Annotated in this window: 15 protein-coding genes and 1 pseudogene; 11 read left to right on the plus strand and 5 right to left on the minus strand. The window is 69.8% G+C overall.

Features of this window, described 5'->3' with window-relative positions; translation table 11 throughout:
• Positions 1-2: 2 nt before the first annotated feature.
• The gene (locus ACIA8K_RS39855; protein WP_396068698.1) at positions 3-428 is read left to right on the plus strand and encodes a hypothetical protein; all 426 of its coding nucleotides are present in this window, start codon (positions 3-5) and stop codon (positions 426-428) included.
• Positions 429-613: 185 nt separating this feature from the next.
• On the opposite strand, the gene ACIA8K_RS39860 is transcribed toward ACIA8K_RS39855, so the two are convergent.
• A complete protein-coding gene (locus ACIA8K_RS39860; protein ID WP_396068699.1) occupies positions 614-1,666 on the minus strand; it encodes a LacI family DNA-binding transcriptional regulator in 1,053 nt (350 codons plus the stop codon).
• Positions 1,667-1,879: 213 nt separating this feature from the next.
• Between ACIA8K_RS39860 and ACIA8K_RS39865 the strand changes: the two are divergent.
• Positions 1,880-3,247: pseudogene (locus tag ACIA8K_RS39865) on the plus strand (LVIVD repeat-containing protein); the annotation flags it as partial.
• Between the two features lie 872 nt (positions 3,248-4,119).
• Here the strand turns inward: ACIA8K_RS39865 and ACIA8K_RS39870 are convergent.
• Together ACIA8K_RS39870 and ACIA8K_RS39875 are read right to left on the minus strand one after the other, a co-directional pair.
• On the minus strand, positions 4,120-4,404 hold the full coding sequence (locus ACIA8K_RS39870; protein ID WP_396068700.1) for a hypothetical protein: 285 nt from the start codon (positions 4,402-4,404) through the stop codon (positions 4,120-4,122).
• 81 nt (positions 4,405-4,485) lie between these two features.
• Positions 4,486-5,196 (minus strand): DUF305 domain-containing protein, encoded by a 711-nt coding sequence (locus ACIA8K_RS39875; RefSeq protein ID WP_396068701.1) that lies wholly within the window; start codon positions 5,194-5,196, stop codon positions 4,486-4,488.
• 190 nt (positions 5,197-5,386) lie between these two features.
• Between ACIA8K_RS39875 and ACIA8K_RS39880 the strand changes: the two genes are divergently transcribed.
• From ACIA8K_RS39880 to ACIA8K_RS39915, 8 genes are all read left to right on the plus strand, one after another.
• Complete coding sequence (locus tag ACIA8K_RS39880; protein WP_396068702.1) at positions 5,387-5,635, plus strand: SCO4848 family membrane protein; 249 nt, start codon at positions 5,387-5,389, stop codon at positions 5,633-5,635.
• A 287-nt stretch (positions 5,636-5,922) separates the two neighbouring features.
• Positions 5,923-6,987: a BMP family protein gene (locus tag ACIA8K_RS39885; protein ID WP_396068710.1), complete on the plus strand. Its 1,065-nt coding sequence runs from the start codon at positions 5,923-5,925 to the stop codon at positions 6,985-6,987.
• Between the two features lie 243 nt (positions 6,988-7,230).
• On the plus strand, positions 7,231-8,742 hold the full coding sequence (locus tag ACIA8K_RS39890; RefSeq protein ID WP_396068711.1) for an ABC transporter ATP-binding protein: 1,512 nt from the start codon (positions 7,231-7,233) through the stop codon (positions 8,740-8,742).
• Positions 8,739-9,956 (plus strand): ABC transporter permease, encoded by a 1,218-nt coding sequence (locus tag ACIA8K_RS39895; protein WP_396068703.1) that lies wholly within the window; start codon positions 8,739-8,741, stop codon positions 9,954-9,956. Before ACIA8K_RS39890 ends, ACIA8K_RS39895 begins: the two co-directional genes overlap by 4 nt.
• Before the next feature lie 2 nt (positions 9,957-9,958).
• Positions 9,959-11,221, plus strand: a complete 1,263-nt coding sequence (locus ACIA8K_RS39900; protein WP_396068704.1) for an ABC transporter permease — start codon at positions 9,959-9,961, stop codon at positions 11,219-11,221.
• Between the two features lie 77 nt (positions 11,222-11,298).
• Positions 11,299-12,003 (plus strand): cytidine deaminase, encoded by a 705-nt coding sequence (locus ACIA8K_RS39905; RefSeq protein ID WP_396068712.1) that lies wholly within the window; start codon positions 11,299-11,301, stop codon positions 12,001-12,003.
• Positions 11,996-13,306 (plus strand): thymidine phosphorylase, encoded by a 1,311-nt coding sequence (locus ACIA8K_RS39910; RefSeq protein ID WP_396068705.1) that lies wholly within the window; start codon positions 11,996-11,998, stop codon positions 13,304-13,306. The genes ACIA8K_RS39905 and ACIA8K_RS39910 overlap by 8 nt, the downstream gene beginning before the upstream one ends.
• Before the next feature lie 116 nt (positions 13,307-13,422).
• Positions 13,423-14,103: a DUF4272 domain-containing protein gene (locus ACIA8K_RS39915; protein ID WP_396068706.1), complete on the plus strand. Its 681-nt coding sequence runs from the start codon at positions 13,423-13,425 to the stop codon at positions 14,101-14,103.
• Here ACIA8K_RS39915 and ACIA8K_RS39920 read toward each other — a convergent pair.
• Positions 14,095-14,931 carry a putative RNA methyltransferase gene (locus ACIA8K_RS39920; RefSeq protein ID WP_396068707.1) on the minus strand — a complete coding sequence of 279 codons (837 nt, stop codon included), beginning with the start codon at positions 14,929-14,931 and terminating at the stop codon, positions 14,095-14,097. The genes ACIA8K_RS39915 and ACIA8K_RS39920 overlap by 9 nt on opposite strands.
• 59 nt (positions 14,932-14,990) lie before the next feature.
• On the opposite strand from ACIA8K_RS39920, the gene ACIA8K_RS39925 reads away from it, so the two are divergent.
• Entirely contained in the window at positions 14,991-16,079 is a 1,089-nt protein-coding gene (locus tag ACIA8K_RS39925; protein WP_396068708.1) for an adenosine deaminase, read from the plus strand.
• A gap of 35 nt (positions 16,080-16,114) precedes the next feature.
• On the opposite strand, the gene ACIA8K_RS39930 is transcribed toward ACIA8K_RS39925, so the two are convergent.
• Positions 16,115-16,759: a uridine kinase gene (locus ACIA8K_RS39930; protein ID WP_396068709.1), complete on the minus strand. Its 645-nt coding sequence runs from the start codon at positions 16,757-16,759 to the stop codon at positions 16,115-16,117.
• Between the last annotated feature and the right edge of the window lie 200 nt (positions 16,760-16,959).

The raw sequence follows: 16,959 nt of genomic DNA on the forward strand, positions 1-16,959 counted from the left end.
GCATGGGGGCTTTGGTAACGCTTGACCTGCCGGACGACTCGCCCACGCTCGACCTGCCGTGGATCATCACGTTCGGGCCGCTGTCGGACGACGACGAGTGGGAGCCGGTGGTCTGCGGGCCGTACGAACGCCAGCACGCGCTGTCGCTTGCCGAGGCGGTGGTGGCGGACGAGCAGCTGATGGCCGTGGTCGAGCCGCTGCTGCCGTCGACGGCCGTGAGCGAGGTCCGCGACGAGATCGAGAAGGCACGCCGCCTGGCCGAGGAGGAGCCGCCGCAGCTCGGCGACGAGAGCTTCGGCGACACCGGGCTGGACGGGATGCTCGACGAGCACGACCACGACCACGAGCACCTGGAGTCATCGGAACCGCCGACGCCGGCCGAGATCAAAGCAGGTATGAAGCGGATCGCGGCGCGACTGCCGGTCTGACCGGTGGCACCGGGAGATTGGTAGCGGATCGCGGCGCGACTGCCGGTCTGACTCACTGCCGCAGGGTAAAGGCCCCGGAGCTGACGCTCACGGGGCCTTCGACACACACCAACCCCCCACCACAAGGGGCCCGTCCGTACTCACGGATCCCTGCTGTACCCGGGCCTCCCAGAACCGAAACCAGATCACGCGGGTACGGCGAGAGTGGCGCGAACCGCCGCGGTGGAGCCCCGGACCACCAGCTCGGGGCGGAACACGTACTCCGAGCGCGGCGCCGCGTGGCCGTTGATCTCGTCGACAAGCGCGCGTACCGCGGCCACGGCCATCGGGTTCACCGGCTGGCGGAGCGTGGTCAGCGGCGGGTCGGTGAACGCGGTAAGCGGCGAGTCGTCGAAGCCGACCACGGACAGGTCGCCCGGGACGGAGAGCCCGCGCCGACGCGCCGCCCGCACCGCGCCAAGCGCCATCAGGTCCGAGCCGGAGATGATCGCGGTGGCGCCCGCGTCAAGCAGCTTCGTGGAGGCCGCGTCGCCGCCCTCCACGCCGAACAGCGACAGTGAGATGAGCGCGTCAAGCTCCGCGCCGGAGCTGCCGACCAGGCGCTTCATGGCCGCGCGGTAACCGTCGATCTTGCGCTGCACCGGCGTGAACCGGGACGGGCCGGAGATGAAGCCGATCCGCCGGTGGCCGAGTGCGACCAGGTGCGACACGGCCAGCTCGCCCGCCTCCCGGTCGTCGCAGGAGATGAACGGCGCGTCGATGTCCGGTGCGTACCCGTTGATCAGCACGATCGGCATCGGGCGGCTGGTGAGCCGGCGGTAGCGGTCCCGGTCCGACGTGGTGTCCGCGTGCAGCCCGGACACGAAGACGATGCCGGAGACCTGGCGGTCGAGAAGCATCTCCACGTACTCGTCCTCGGTCACGCCGCCTGGGGTCTGCGTGCACAGCACCGGCGTGTACCCGGTCTGGGCCAGGCTCGACTCGATCTCCTGCGCGAAGGCCGGGAAGATCGGGTTGTTCAGCTCCGGCACTATCAGCCCGACCAGACCCGCGCTTCGCTTGCGCAGGCGCGCGGGACGCTCGTAGCCCAGCACGTCGAGCGCGGTGAGCACGGCCTGGCGCGTGTCGGTGGAGACGCCCGGCCGGTCGTTGAGGACGCGGGACACCGTCGCCTCGCTGACCTGCGCCTGCTGGGCGATGTCGGACAGACGTGCGCGCATTCGAGCACAGTAACCCATCCACCACTCCCGGCGAGGATCTCCGCCGAGTCCCGCCGAGGGCCTCGCGCTGACCGAGAGATCAGCCAACGTGATTGTCCATTGCGACGTTTCCGTTGCGTACCGGACGCAGGGTGGCGGGAACCTCACAACGGGGTAGCGTTCGCTGATTTTGAATGCTTCGATGTCTGGGACGGCAGTCGGCTTGCCGTCCCGAACGAAGGGCAGGGCCAGATGACCAGCCAAACCCCACGAGGGTTGAGCAGGCTCGGCTTCGCCGGGTTCGCCGCTGCCGCCGCCACCCTGGTGGCAGTGGCCGTGGCGCCGACCGCCGCCTACGCGGAGATACCCGGTGTCGACGAGATCGCCTCCAGCGACAACATCACCCAGTTGGCGAACGTGCCGAAGTCGGCCGCGTTCAACTCGCTGAACTCCGACCTGGCGTTCCAGGGGAAGTACGCGTTCTCCGGCAACTACAACGGTTTCGTCATCTACGACATCACCGTCCCGACGGCGCCGGCCGTGGTGACCGAGGTGCTCTGCCCCGGCGGGCAGAACGACATCTCCGTTCTCGGCGACCTGCTCTTCGTGTCCACGGACGCGCCGCGCAGCGACGACTCGTGCAACAGCACCGCCTCCTCGGCCTCCGTGAAGGGGTCGTGGGAAGGCATCAAGATCTTCGACATCAGCGACAAGGCCGCGCCGAAGTACATCAAGTCGGTGGAGACCAGCTGCGGCTCGCACACGCACACGCTGATCCCCGGCAAGACGGACGCGTACCTGTACATCTCGTCGTACTCGCCGTCCGCGACGTACCCGGACTGCCAGCCGCCGCACGACTCGATCTCGATCATCAAGGTGCCGCTGGCGACCCCCACGTCCGCCGCCGTGATCTCCGAGCCGAACCTGTTCCCGGACGGCGGCAACCCGGGCGGCAACGGCAGCTCCACCACGAGCGGCTGCCACGACATCACCGCGTTCCCGGCCAAGAAGATCGCGGCGGGCGCCTGCATGGGTGACGGCATCCTGCTCGACATCTCGAACCCCGAGGTGCCTGTGGTTACCGAGCGCGTGCGCGACCTGACGAACTTCGCGTTCTGGCACTCCGCCTCGTTCAACAACGCCGGCACCAAGGTGATCTTCACCGACGAGCTGGGCGGCGGCGGCTCCGCGGAGTGCAACCCGACGACCGGCCCGACCCGCGGCGCCGACGCGGTCTACGACCTGGCCGGCGGGAAGCTGACGTTCAAGAGCTACTTCAAGATCCCGCGTGAGAACGCCATGACCGAGAACTGCGTGGCGCACAACGGCTCGATCATCCCGGCGATGGGCCGCGACATCCTGGTCCAGGCCTGGTACCAGGGCGGCATCTCGGTCTGGGACTTCACCGACTCGGCTAACCCGGTGGAGCTCGGCTACTGGGAGCGCGGCCCGCTCAGCACCACCACGCCGATCACCGGCGGCTCGTGGTCCGCGTACTACTACAACGGCCTGATCTACTCGAACGACATCGCCAAGGGCTTCGACGTGCTGAAGCTCGACGACCCGCGGACGAACAGCGCGAAGGCGGTCCGGTTCGCCGGCCTCAACGTGCAGACGCAGCCGGAGTACCCGGTCTGCGACACGGTGCTTCGTGACGCCTCCCGCGGCGTGACCGCCAAGACCGGCGTCACCTGCGTCGACGGCGGCACGATCAGCGGCAAGGTGGAGGTGTCGAAGGGCGCGACGCTGCTGGCCTACAAGGCCACCGTGGCGGGCTCGGTCCGGGTCACCGGCGGCGGCACGTTCTCGCTTGTCGACAGCAGCATCGCGGGCAACGTCTGGGCCGACGAGCTGGCGCAGGTCCTGGTCTCCGGCAACCGCATCTCCGGCGACCTGGACGTGCACGACACCGCGGGCGCGGTCGTCATCTCGGGTAACACGATCGCCGGCAGCCTGGAGTGCGAGTACAACAAGGTCGCCCCGATCAACGACGGCGTGAAGAACGTCGTCGACCACCGCGAGCCGGGCGCCTGCTTCGCGCTGTGACGCGGTGAACCGGTAACGCCGTAGTTTCCTTCCACGCATGGGCTCGCTCCTCCGGGAGCGGGCCCATGCCGCGTCCGGCCCACCTTTGCTCTGCTTACCAAGACTGCCGCGCGTCCATATGAGGTGATTTTTCGGGCGCCGCGCGGGAGGTAAGCAGAGCAAAGGCGGCGGGGACCAGGCTCAGTCGGCAGTCACGTGGATCTTGCAGTCCACGCGGCTGGGGTGGCCGCTGTGCCAGGAGCGGCCGCGGTGTGTGGGATGGCCGCGGTGCTTGGAACGGCCACAGCGCTTGGGGCGGCCGCGGTGCTTGGGATGGCGACGGTGCGTGGATGGCTGCGATGTCTGGGACGGCTGCGATGTCTGGGACGGCCGCGATGCCTGGGACGCCGACGATGCCTGGGACGGCTGCGATCCCTGGAGCGGCCGCGGTGCCCGGGCTGGTCGCGCTATCCCGGAGTGGCCGGGGAGTGTGGAGTGGCCGCAGCGCGCCGGGTGGTCGCGATGCGGGCGATCGTGACAGTGCCGATGGCGACCCAGACGATGTTGAGGACGGCGGACGGCCAGGCGCCGGACCACGCCGAGTTGATTGCCAGCGCGAGGCCGCCGGCCAGGTTGAGCAGCTGAAACTGCCAGCCGTCACCGGCCAGGCGCTTGGCGGACACCAGCGCATAGGCAAGCAGCAGGACGCCTGCGCCGGCCCAGCCCAGGATCGTGATGATCGAAGTGGTCATGCGGTCGATGCTGCCGGGTAGGTGCGCCGGCGCGGAAGCCGGACCCTTCGCCGGTGAGGCCGCAGGCGGGCTCGGGGCATCTCAACCGACGAGGATGGAGTTCATCCGGTCGATCTCGACGCCCTGTTCGTGGGCGACGGAGGTGGCGGTCTGGCGGACCCACGGGTCCTGGCCGGTGGTGAGGACCTCGCCGGCCATGGCGATCGCGCCGCCGTGGTGGTCCTTCATCATCTCGACGAAGGTGCGGTCGAACTCATCGCCGGTGAGCGCGGTCAGCTCGGCGATGCGGGTGGGGCTCTGCATGCCGGGCATGGTGGCGTGGTCGTGGCCGGAGGACTCGCCGAGGTTGCGCTGGGTGAGCCAGCCCCGGTAGGCGTTGATCTCGCCGGCCTGGGTGACCGCGATCCGCTCGGCCAGCGCGATGATCTGCGGGTTCGACGCTCGGCCCTTGGCCAGGCCGGAGATCTCGACGGCCTGCCTGTGGTGCGGGATCATGTCGCGCAGGAAGTCGGCGTCCGACTGGTTCCACGGCTCGTTCGCCCCGGGGATGTCGGCGTTTGCGGTCGGCACCGTGGGCAGCACCACCTGCGCGGACTCGCCGGGCTTGCCGGGCAGCAGCACTGAGCGCTGCGGTGCGGGCGCGGCGGCGGTGGTGGGGGAGGCGGTGGCACCCGGCGCGGCGGCCGGGTCGGTGCGGTCCGCGGAGGACGCCAGCACGATGCCGGTGATCGCGACCGCAAGCACCGCGGTCACGCCGACTCCGATGAGGACCGGCCGGTCCGTCAGTCGCATGTGGACCCCCACGTCCGTTCACCGTTCGATCCATCCGATCCTATCCCGTCATCGCGCGCTGACCGATAGTGATCGATCTTCCAGTGCTGAAAGATCGACGGTGGGTCCGGTGTGCCGCACGGCCGGGTGGCGGGAGTTCCGGCCGTACCCTCGGAGTAATTTTGATCTTGAGGGGTGGAATACTCGGGGCGTGGTGCTATCTCGGGGCTGGGCGGCGTTTCTGGTGCTGGTCGGGGTGTGGAACTGGGTGATCTGGCCGCGGTTCGGGCTGGCGATCTGGAACGACGAGCGGTCGTTCGCCGGTGGCACGCCGACGTCTTTCCTGTGGGTGCACGCCGTGCTGATCGTGGCGTCGCTGGCGATCGGGACGACGGTGGCAGTGCTCGGAGTACGGGCGTGGCGGGCCGCGGCGGGCAGGGCACGCGTTACCGGTTCGTAAATTTTTTTCACAGGGCCGGATTATTGTTCGGTCACTGTTGTGTCACAGTGCGGCGGCGGTCTGGCCGGTCACCGAGCGTGCTACATGTGTCGAATTCGCCCACGCGGCCCCTGATCTGCGGTGCAAGGTTGATCAGGAGAGTTACGCGCGGGTAACGGTGGTCCAACAGGTCGTGCACGGTTGGCCAACCCGTGACCTGGGGCAGCGTACGCTCTCCGTCTCGTGGGATCACCGCACGTGCGGTGTGCGGTCATTGGAAGGAGACCCCTGTGCGCACTGCGCGTGGGATTAAGATTCTTGCGGTGCTGGCAGCCTCCGGGCTCGCCCTGGCCGCGTGCGGCGACGCTCCGGAGGAGAACGCCGCGGGTGGCGACGCCGCCGCCGATTACAGCGCCTGCATGGTGACCGACACCGGCGGCATCGACGACAAGTCGTTCAACGCGTCCGCCTGGGCCGGCATGGAGGCCGCCAAGGCTGAGGCGTCGAACGTCAAGACGAAGTACGTGGCCTCGTCCGCGATCGCGGACTACGAGCCCAACCTGACCGACTTCGTGAACCAGAAGTGCAACTTCATCCTCGCGGTCGGTGGCCTGATGACCGACGCGACGAAGAAGATCGCGGCCGCAAACGCCGGCTCGCAGTTCGCGATCGTGGACTCCGCGATCGCCGACCAGACCAACGTCTACCCGCTGCAGTTCGACACCGCGCAGGCGTCGTTCCTGGCCGGCTACCTGGCCGCGGGCTACTCGAAGACTGGTGTCGTGGCGACCTACGGCGGCATCAACATCCCGCCGGTCACCATCTTCATGGACGGCTTCGTCGACGGCGTCGCGAAGTACAACGAGGCCAAGGGCAAGACCGTCAAGGTCCTCGGCTGGGACAAGGCCACCCAGCAGGGCACCTTCGCGGAGGACTTCACCAACCAGGCCAAGGGCAAGGCGATCTCCGACACGTTCGTCGGCCAGAACGCGGACGTGATCCTGCCGGTCGCCGGCGGCACCGGCCTGGGCACCGCGGCCGCGGCCAAGGAGTCCAACGGCAAGTACAGCGTGATCTGGGTCGACTCGGACGGCTGTGACGTCGCGGCGCAGTACTGCTCCGCGTTCCTGAGCACGGTCATCAAGAGCGTGTCCGGTGGCGTCAAGGAGGCCGTCGTGGCCGGTGCCAAGGGCGGCAAGCTCGACGCGGCCGTCGGTTACAAGGGCACCCTGGAGAACGAGGGCGTGTCGCTCGGCGCGTACCACGAGTTCGACTCCAAGGTCACCCCGGAGCTGAAGGCGGAGATCGAGGCCCTCAAGGCCGACATCATCGCCGGCAAGATCAAGGTTGAGTCGGCCGCCGCGCCGAAGTAACAATCTCTGAGCTGTGCCGACCCGGCCGTCGCGTGGACACCCATGCGGCGGCCGGTGCGGATGTGGTCTCCGGCGGGGCCGCAGAGCACCCGGGCTCCGGGTGTCCCGCAGCATCGCCGGCCCGACATCGCCTCACCCCCACGCGGCCACCGCCGCTGAGGCACCGGATCCAGGAGGTCCGCCCTGAAGCTTGAACTGCGTGGCATCACCAAGCGGTTCGGTGACCTGGTCGCCAACGACCACATCGACCTGACGGTGGAGCCGGGAGAGATTCACGCCCTGCTCGGCGAGAACGGCGCGGGCAAGTCGACGCTGATGAACGTGCTCTACGGGCTGCTGCAGCCGGACGAGGGCGAGATCCTCGTCGACGGCAAGGCCGTCCAGATCAAGGGCCCGCGCGACGCGATCGCGGCCGGGATCGGCATGGTGCACCAGCACTTCATGTTGATCCCGGTCTTCGACGTCGCGGAGAACGTCATGCTCGGCGCCGAGCAGGTCCGGGGCGGGAAGCTGGGCTGGCTCGACCGGCGCCGCGCCCGCCGGGAGATCAAGGACGTCTCCGCACGGTACGGCCTGCACGTCGACCCGGACGCGCTCGTCGAGGAACTACCGGTCGGGGTGCAGCAGCGCGTCGAGATCATCAAGGCGCTCACCCGCAACGTCGACCTGCTGATCCTGGACGAGCCGACCGCCGTGCTCACGCCGCAGGAGACCGACGAACTGCTCGCGGTGATGCGCACGCTCAAGGCGTCCGGCAAGTCGATCGTCTTCATCACCCACAAGCTCCAGGAGGTGAAGGCGATCGCCGACCGGATCACCGTGATCCGGCGCGGGAGGACTGTCGGCACCGCCTCCCCGGAGGCGAGCAAGGACGAGCTGGCCGCGCTGATGGTCGGCCGCGACGTGGTTCTCGAGGTGCAGAAGGATCCGGCGACGCCCGGTGCGCCGGTGCTCGAGGTCGCCGGGCTGACCGTCCGCGACGACCGCGGCTCGGTGCAGGTCGCGGGCGTGGACCTGACCGTGCGGGCCGGCGAGGTGCTCGGCGTCGCGGGCGTGCAGGGCAACGGCCAGACCGAGCTGATCGAGGCGATCATGGGCCTGCGCGAGATCGAGGCCGGCACGGTCTCGCTCGCGGGCGAGCCGCTGGCCGGGCGCTCCACCAAGCAGGTGCTGCGGGCCGGCGTCGGCTACGTGCCGGAGGACCGCAGCGTCGACGGCGTGGTCAAGGAGTTCAGCGTCGCGGAGAACCTGGTGCTCGACCTCTACAGCCAGGCGCCGTACGCGAAGGGCATGGTCCTCAACCCGCAGCGGATCGCGGCGAACGCGGTCGAGCGGATCGAGAAGTTCGACGTGCGCACGCCGTCCCCGGAGGCGCCGGTCGGCACGCTCTCCGGCGGCAACCAGCAGAAGGTCATCGTGGCCCGGGAGATGTCCCGGCCGCTCAAGCTCTTCGTCGCCTGCCAGCCGACCCGCGGCGTGGACGTCGGCTCGATCGAGTTCATCCACGCGCAGATCGTGCACGAGCGGGATCAGGGCACCGCAGTGCTGCTGGTGTCGAGCGAGCTGGACGAGGTGATCGGGCTCGCGGACCGGATCGCGGTGATGTACCGGGGCCGGATCCTTGCGATCGTCGCGCCGGACACGCCGGTGGAGAAGATCGGCCTGCTGATGGCCGGCGTCGTCGACGAGCCCGCCCCGGTGAAGGACGAGTCCGTCCCTGAGAAATCAGTCCCTGAGAAAGAGGAGCAGGCGTGAGCACCGAGGCTCCGCGGAAGCCGCAGGAGAACGCGGCCGCGCGGATGGTCCAGGCGATCTGGTCGGCGAACACGGTCACCGTGACCGTTCTGGCGATCGTGGCCGCGCTGGTCATCGGCGCCGTGCTGATCATCATCTCCGACCCGGACGTGCTGGCCACCTACGGCTACTTCACGGCCCGGCCGGGTGACGCGCTCTCCGCGAGCTGGGAGCTTGTCAGCGAGGCCTACGCGAACCTGTTCAAGGGCGCGGTCTTCGACCCGGAGGCCTCCGGGTCCGGCGTGTTCCGGCCGATCTCCGAGACGCTCACCTACGCGGCGCCGATCGTCCTCACCGGCCTCGCTGTCACGCTTGCGTTCCGCGGCGGCCTGTTCAACATCGGTGCCCAGGGCCAGGCGATCATGGGTACGATCGCGGCGGCCACGGCCGGCTTCCTGATCCCGCTGCCGATCGGCGTGCACCTGGTGGTGGCGCTTGTCGCGGGCATGGCCGGCGGCGCGTTCTGGGGCTTCCTGCCCGGCATCCTGAAGGCCCGGTTCGGCGCGCACGAGGTGATCACCTCGATCATGCTCAACTACATCGCCGGCCTGTTCCTGGGCTGGATCATCATGCAGCCCGGCGTGCACGACCCGGACCGTACCGACGCGATCAGCAAGGCGGTCGACCCGTCCGCGCAGCTGCCCGGCCTGATCGGCGGGGACCAGCGTGTGCACCTCGGCATCGTGCTCGCCGCGCTCGCCACCTGGGGTGTGTCCTGGCTGCTCAACCGCTCGACGTTCGGCTTCGAGCTGCGCGCGGTCGGCGCCAACCCGGACGCGGCGCGGACCGCGGGCATCAGCGTCACGGCGACGTACACGATGCTGATGGTCGTCTCCGGCGGGCTGGCCGGCCTCGGCGGCGCCACCCAGGTGCTCGGCACCAGCTACTCGCTGAACGGCCAGGTGGCCGGCAACATCGGCTTCGACGGCCTGCTCGTCGCGCTGCTCGGCCGGGGGAAGCCGTGGGGCGTGCTGTGGGCCGCGATCCTGTTCGGCGCGCTTCGCGCGGGCGGGAACCGGATGCAGTCGTACGCAAGCGTCTCGCTTGAGCTGGTCACCGTGCTGCAGGCGCTCATCGTCATCTTCATCGCGGCACCCGCCCTGGTGAAGGCCATCTTCCGGCTCCGGGCGGCGCGTGCGGCCCGGCTGTCGACCAGCATCGCGAAGGGGTGGTGACCATGTCCACGACCCTTCTCACCGCGGACGAGCTGGCGCCCGGCAGGTACTGGACGCGCGAGCGCAAGGCCGGCGCGGTCCTGGTCGGCCTCGGCCTGCTTGCCGCCGTGGTGTTCGGCCTGATCGCGGAGTCGGCGGAGGCGCGGTTCACGCTCAGCGACGACGCCGAGGGCGCGGCGCTGAGCATCAACGGCAAGATCGGCGCGATCGTCTTCGGGGCGGTCACCGTCGCGGCCGGTGCGGGCCTGCTGGCCGGCGTGGCGCGGCGCTGGTTCAACGTGCTTCTCGGCGCCGGCGTGCTCGGCTTCGTGCTGTCCTTCCTGTGCTGGCAGGTGGCAGGCAGCTTCATGCCCCTGGTGGACACCGCGAGCGGCTCGCTGGACCTGGCGGTGCCGCTGATCCTCGGCGCGCTCTGCGGCGTGCTCTGCGAGCGCACCGGCGTGGTGAACATCGGCATCGAGGGCCAGCTGCTGATGGGCGCGTTCGGCGCGGCGCTTGTCGGCACCATGACCGCGAGCGTCTGGCTCGGCGTGGTCGGCGCGATCACCGGCAGCGTGATCATCGCGGCGCTGCTTGCCGTGCTGGCGATCCGCTTCCTGGTCGACCAGGTGGTCATCGGCACCGTGCTGAACCTGCTGGCGCTCGGCGTCACCGGGTTCCTCTACGAGCGGCTGATGCAGACCGACGCGGCCGGGTTCAACACCCCGCCGCACATGCAGAACCTGCGCATCCCGGTGCTTGCCGACATCCCGGTGATCGGGCCGGTGCTGTTCAACGCGAGCCCGCTCGTCTACATCGCGCTGATCCTGGTGGCGGTCCTCCACTTCGGGCTGAGCCGGACCCGGTGGGGCCTGCGGACCCGCGCGGTCGGCGAACACCCGACCGCGGCGGACACAGTCGGCATCCGGGTGCGCGGCACCCGCTACCTGAACGTGCTGCTCGGCGGCGTGGTGGCCGGTCTCGGCGGCGCGTTCTTCACGCTCGTCTCGACAGGTGCGTTCGGCAAGAACATGACGTCCGGCGCGGGCTTCATCGCGCTTGCCGCGCTGATCTTCGGCGGGTTCCGGCCGGTGGGCGCGCTCTTCGCGGCGCTGTTCTTCGGATTCGCGAACAAGCTGGCGATCTACCTGAGCGCGATCGGCAGTCCGGTGCCGAGCCAGTTCCTGAACATGCTGCCCTACATCGCGACAATCATCGCGGTGGCCGGCCTGGTCGGCCGGGTGCGTGCCCCCGCCGCCGACGGGAAGCCCTACGTCAAGAGTTAGGGTTGCCGGTTCCGGGCGCCTGGTTCTCGTTGCGGCGCCCGGAACCGTGTGCATAGGTCAGGATTGAGGGCGTGACTATGGAGATCGACTGGGCCGAGTTGCGCGCCGCCGCCGTCGAGGTGATGCAGCGGGCGTACGCGCCCTACTCACGCTTCCCGGTCGGCGCGGCCGCGCTTATCGACGACGGCCGGGTGGTGGTCGGCTGCAACGTGGAGAACGCGGGGTACGGCGTCGCCCTCTGCGCGGAGTGCGGCGTGGTGTCCCAGCTGCACGCGAGCGGCGGCGGGCGGATCGTGGCGCTGTCCTGCGTCGACGCGACCGGCGAGCCGATCATGCCGTGCGGCAGGTGCCGGCAGTTGCTGTGGGAGAACGGCGGGCCGAGCTGCCTGGTCGAGGCGTACCCGTCGCCGTTGCTGATGGAGGAGCTGATGCCGCACGGCTTCGGCCCCGCGGACCTGGCCGTGGTGACCAGCTCGCCGGCGCCGAGCGTGCCGCTGCGGCTGGGCAAGTGGATCGGCCAGGGAACCGTCTTCATCCACCCGGAGGTGGACAGCGGCCGGCAGGTGTGGACGGGGTACTGGGACCGGTCCAGCGGCTCCGCGGAGGACCAGCGGGCCGGGATCCTTGAGGAGGGCCCGATCTGGCCGGACACCGAGGAGGGCGTGCGGTGGGGCCGGGCCCGGACGCCCCGCGTGGTCGTGGTGGACGCGGAGGGCACGATGTCGTGGGCGGGCGAGGGCGATCAACCGGCGGCTTTCACCGAGAGGCTTCAGAATGACTGAGTTCGCCGCGGTCGACGTCATTCGCGCCAAGCGCGACGGCGGCACGCTCAGCGACGCCCAGATCGACTGGGTCATCGACGCGTACACACGTGGTGTGGTCGCGGACGAGCAGATGTCCGCGCTGGCCATGGCGATCCTGCTGCGCGGCATGACCGGCCCGGAGATCGCCCGCTGGACGGCCGCGATGATCGCCAGCGGCGAGCGGCTGGACCTGAGCGCGGCCGGCCGGCCCACCGCGGACAAGCACTCCACAGGCGGCGTCGGCGACAAGATCACGCTGCCGCTCACGCCGCTGGTGGCCGCGTGCGGCGTCGCGGTACCGCAGCTGTCCGGCCGCGGCCTCGGCCACACCGGCGGCACGCTCGACAAGCTGGAGTCGATTCCGGGCTGGCGGGCGCGGCTGAGCAACGAGGAGTTCCGCACCCAGCTGCGCGACGTCGGCGCCGTGATCTGCGCGGCCGGCGACGGCCTGGCCCCGGCGGACCGGAAGCTCTACGCGCTGCGCGACGTGACGGGCACGGTCGAGGCGATCCCGCTGATCGCAAGTTCCATCATGAGCAAGAAAATCGCCGAGGGTACGGGTGCGCTCGTGCTCGACGTGAAGGTCGGCTCCGGCGCGTTCATGAAGAACCTGGCCGACGCGCGCGAGCTGGCCCGCACCATGGTCGAGCTGGGCGGCGCGCACGGCGTGAACACGGTCGCGGTGCTTACCGACATGTCCACGCCGCTGGGCCTCGCGGTCGGCAACGCGGTCGAGGTGACCGAGTCGGTCGAGGTGCTGGCCGGCGGCGGCCCCGCGGACGTGGTGGAACTGACGCTGATCCTGGCGCGCGAGATGCTTGCCGCGGCCGGCGTGACGGACATGGACCCGGCGGACGTGCTGGCCGGCGGCCGGGCGATGGACAGCTGGCGGGAGATGATCCGCGCGCAGGGCGGTGACCCGGACGCGCCGCTGCCGGTCGCGCCGGAGAACGAGACGCTCGTCGCCGAGGCCGACGGCTACGTGACCGCGATGGACGCGTACGACATCGGCGTGGCCGCCTGGCGGCTCGGCGCCGGGCGGGCGCGCAAGGAGGACGCGGTCAGTGCGGGCGCCGGCATCATGCTGAAGGTGAAGCCGGGTGACCCGGTCCGGCGCGGCCAGGTGCTGCTGGAGCTGCGCGCGGACGACCCGTCCCGGATCGAGACGGCCCGCGAGCTGGCGCGCGGCGCAATTTCCATTTCGGACACCCCGGGCGAGAAGACGCCGCTCATCATTGAACGGATCGGACTCCCCATGGTGCAGGCGCCGCTGACCAGCTAAGGTTTCCCGCCGAGAGCATTGTGGGGAGCTGTGTCGACAGTCCCCGGCGATGTGCACCGCAGGCGGGGGAGCGCCGCGCGTGACTCACCGGGCAGGACGCCATTGGGAAGGATGCTGTGGTCCTAGCCGTTCCCGACCCCCAGGCGGTGCGTGCGGCCAGTCTCGAAGAGCTGCGCCGGCTGCAGTTGCCGTTGCCGCCCGACGGGTTTCCGCTTGTGTGGGAGCCCGGTGACGAGGTGGAGCTGCGCTCCGCCGACCAGATCGAGGCGCGTGCGGCGATCCTGCACGTGGTGCTTGCGCGCTGTTTCGGCATGCCGCCCGAGGCCGCGATGAGCTGGCTGCTCGGCTCGCACCTGGTGGAGAGCGTCACCGGCCCGGAGTGGCAGTTCGTCATGGGCGGGCGCGGCGACCACAGGTCGTTCGTGCTGCACCACGACGCGGTCTTCGCGCTGGCCTGGGTGCTGGGCCTGACGAAGCACCTGGACCCGATGGAGCCGCCGGACGGGCGCTTGATGGGTCTGCTGCCGAACCTCGCGGCAGGCGAGACGTACCGGCAGTGGCGGTCCCGCACGCTCGTCGCGCCGCGCGACGCGGTGGAGGCGGCCGCGCTGCTCGACCTCTACTACTGCCTTGACTACGGGTACCTGGAGGCGGAGCGGCTCGGGCTGCCCTCGCCCGGCGCGATAGACGCGAACGCGATCGGCCAGCGGCGGTGGGCGCTCGAGTGGTCGATCGTGTTCCGCGGGCCGTACCACGAGCCGCCGGTGGGCTGGGAGGAGATCGACCTGTCAGTCTGACGGCTTCCAGGCGCTGATCCGGACGGCCGCGGTGACAGTTGTGCGCTCCGGGAGCGTCACCGGGTCGACGCGGCTGTGCCAGGCGCTGGGGCCCATGCCGATCAGCGCCGCGGTCTCGTCCGGCCGGAGCGTCAGCACGGCCGTGTGGGTGGCCGTCGCGACCTCGGTGAAGTGGCCGCCCAGCCCGCGGGCGATCTTCTCCGGCTTGTCCGGGTCGACTGTCAGCAGGCCCAGCTCCGCGATCAGCTCGTGCAGGTGGGCCGGCTCCGGCGTGACCACGAGCAGGCGGCCGTCCGGGCGCAGCACCCGCCGGAACTCCGCGCCGTTGCGTGGCGCGAACACGTTGAGCACCAGGCCGGCCGCGCCGTCCGCGAGCGGCAGCCCCTGCCAGGTGTCGGCAAGCGCGGCGGAGATCCGCGGATCGGCTCGGGCCGCGCGGCGCAACGCCGGCTTCGACACGTCGAGGGCCAGGCCTTCGGCCTCCGGCAGGCCCGCCAGCACGCCGGCCAGGTGACGGCCGGTCCCGGCGCCGGCGTCCACGATCAACCCCACGCCGGGGTACGCCGTGCGCGCCGCCTCGCAGAGCGCGTGCACCACGAAGTCGTAGTGCCCGGCGGCCAGGAAGTCCTCCCGGGCCGCCACCATCTCCGCGGTGTCGCCCGAATGGGGGGTCCGCCCGGTGGTCAGAGTCACGTAGCCCTGGCGGGCGCTGTCGAAGCTGTGTCCCGCGGGGCAGCGCAGCCCGTTCCCGTCGCGGGTGAGCTGGGCGTTCACGCCGCGTGCGGCACAGACCGGACAGCGGAGCCAGGGGAGCACGGACGTGTTCAAACCGGCCTGTCTTCCTTTCCCGGCCGTACTTCCGCCGGGGTGGGCACTAGTGTCTTTCCATGGTCGCAATCCCCTATGACGAGATCGTCAAAGCACCCAAGGCCCTGCTCCACGATCACCTCGACGGCGGGCTGCGGCCAGCAACGATAGTCGAACTCGCGGACGAGATCGGGCACCCGCTCCCGGAGACGGACCCGGCCGCGCTCGGCGACTGGTTCGTCACCGCGGCGAACTCGGGCTCGCTTGAGCGGTACCTGGAGACGTTCGCGCACACGGTCGCGGTCATGCAGACCGAGGAGGGCCTGCACCGGGTCGCCAAGGAGTGCGCGCTCGACCTCGCGGCCGACGGCGTGGTCTACGCCGAGGTCCGCTACGCGCCGGAGCAGCACCTGGAGCGCGGGCTCAGCCTGGACGCCGTGGTGGAGGCCGTGCTGGCCGGCTTCCGGGACGGCGCAGCGGAGGCCGCCGCGTCCGGCCGGACCATCCGGATCGGCACGCTCGTCACCGCGATGCGGCACGCCGCGCGCTCGCAGGAGATCGCGGAGCTGGCCGTCCGGCACCGGGACGCGGGCGTGTTCGGCTTCGACATCGCGGGCGCGGAGGCGGGCTTCCCGCCCACCCGCCACCTGGACGCGTTCGAGTACCTGCAGCGCGAGAACTTCCACTTCACCATCCACGCGGGCGAGGCGTTCGGCCTGCCGTCGATCTGGCAGGCGATCCAGTGGTGCGGTGCGGACCGGCTCGGCCACGGCGTCCGGATCGTCGACGACATCACCGGCGGGACCGACCCGGTGCTCGGCCGCCTCTCCGCCTACGTGCGGGACAAGCGGATCCCGCTCGAGCTGTGCCCGTCGTCGAACGTGCAGACCGGCGCCGCGCCGTCCATCGCGGAACATCCGATCGGGCTGTTGAAGGATCTGCGTTTCCGGATCACCGTCAACACGGACAACCGACTCATGAGCGGTACGTCCATGTCGCGTGAGATGGCGCTGCTCTCCGAGGCGTTCGGCTACGGATGGAGCGACATGCAGTGGTTCACCATTAATGCCATGAAGAGTGCGTTCGTCCCGTTCGACGAGCGCCTCTCGATCATCAACGAAGTGATCAAGCCGGCCTACTCAAAGTTGATCACCGAGCGAGCGCTGTAAAAGATCTGTTACGACTTGATGTGCCGTTCCTTAGATCAACTGCACTGTCCGTTGATCGCGGGCTCGCCGTGCGTCCCGGTCGCATCCGGGGCGCCGGCCATCGCCCGCACCTCCCGGACGATCCGCGCCGCGCTCGCGGCCCGGCAGCCGAGGGCGACCTGACGGCGCAGGACCTCGGGTTCGGCGCGCAGCAGTTGGAGTCCGCGCCGTACCAGGAGGGCCGGGGGTTTGCGCCGTTCGGTCAGATCGCGTCCGAGCCGGCGGGCGAACGTGACGGTCCGTGGCCGCCGAAGTGCGTATGCCTCGGCCAGTAGCCCTCGGTCCCGTAGCTCACGTACGATCTCGGCGGCAAATATCCCCTCGGCCATAAAAATTGGCGAATCGGCCAGGTCAAGGCGCCGAGTGGCTATCCGTTGATCTACCCCAATTGCATAAACCGGCACTTCGGCCGTACCGGTCTCGGCCAGGCGGGCGATCGTCTCGACCGCCATGGCAGAATCCCAGGCTTGAGGCGACTCCCAATCCGTACCATCGGCCGTTCGAGGTACGGTCGGGTCATCGCCATCCTTGTAAAAGTCGTCAAGGCAAAGCACAGGAAATCCGGCTCGCCGGGCTATGTAGGACTTGCCGGACCCCGAGGGGCCGGCCAGCAGAACGACGCGGGCAGGAGAATTGGTCACTATGGGTAGCTCCGGGAAGACACGTTGCAGTCAAACGTCATGAACATCCCACCACACTCCCAGTCCGACCCAACCTGGGCTTTCTCTTTGACACTCGTCGTGATGGAATCTCGAAGGTTCAGCCCACCCGGGCCGAACTATGTTCGGCAGCCACCCACTCGGGGTGGCGCGGATGCTGAGGGGCGGTGACGTGAGCGAGC

The sequence above is a fragment of the Catenuloplanes sp. NPDC051500 genome (assembly GCF_044454585.1).
Classification (GTDB): Bacteria; Actinomycetota; Actinomycetes; order Mycobacteriales; family Micromonosporaceae; genus Catenuloplanes.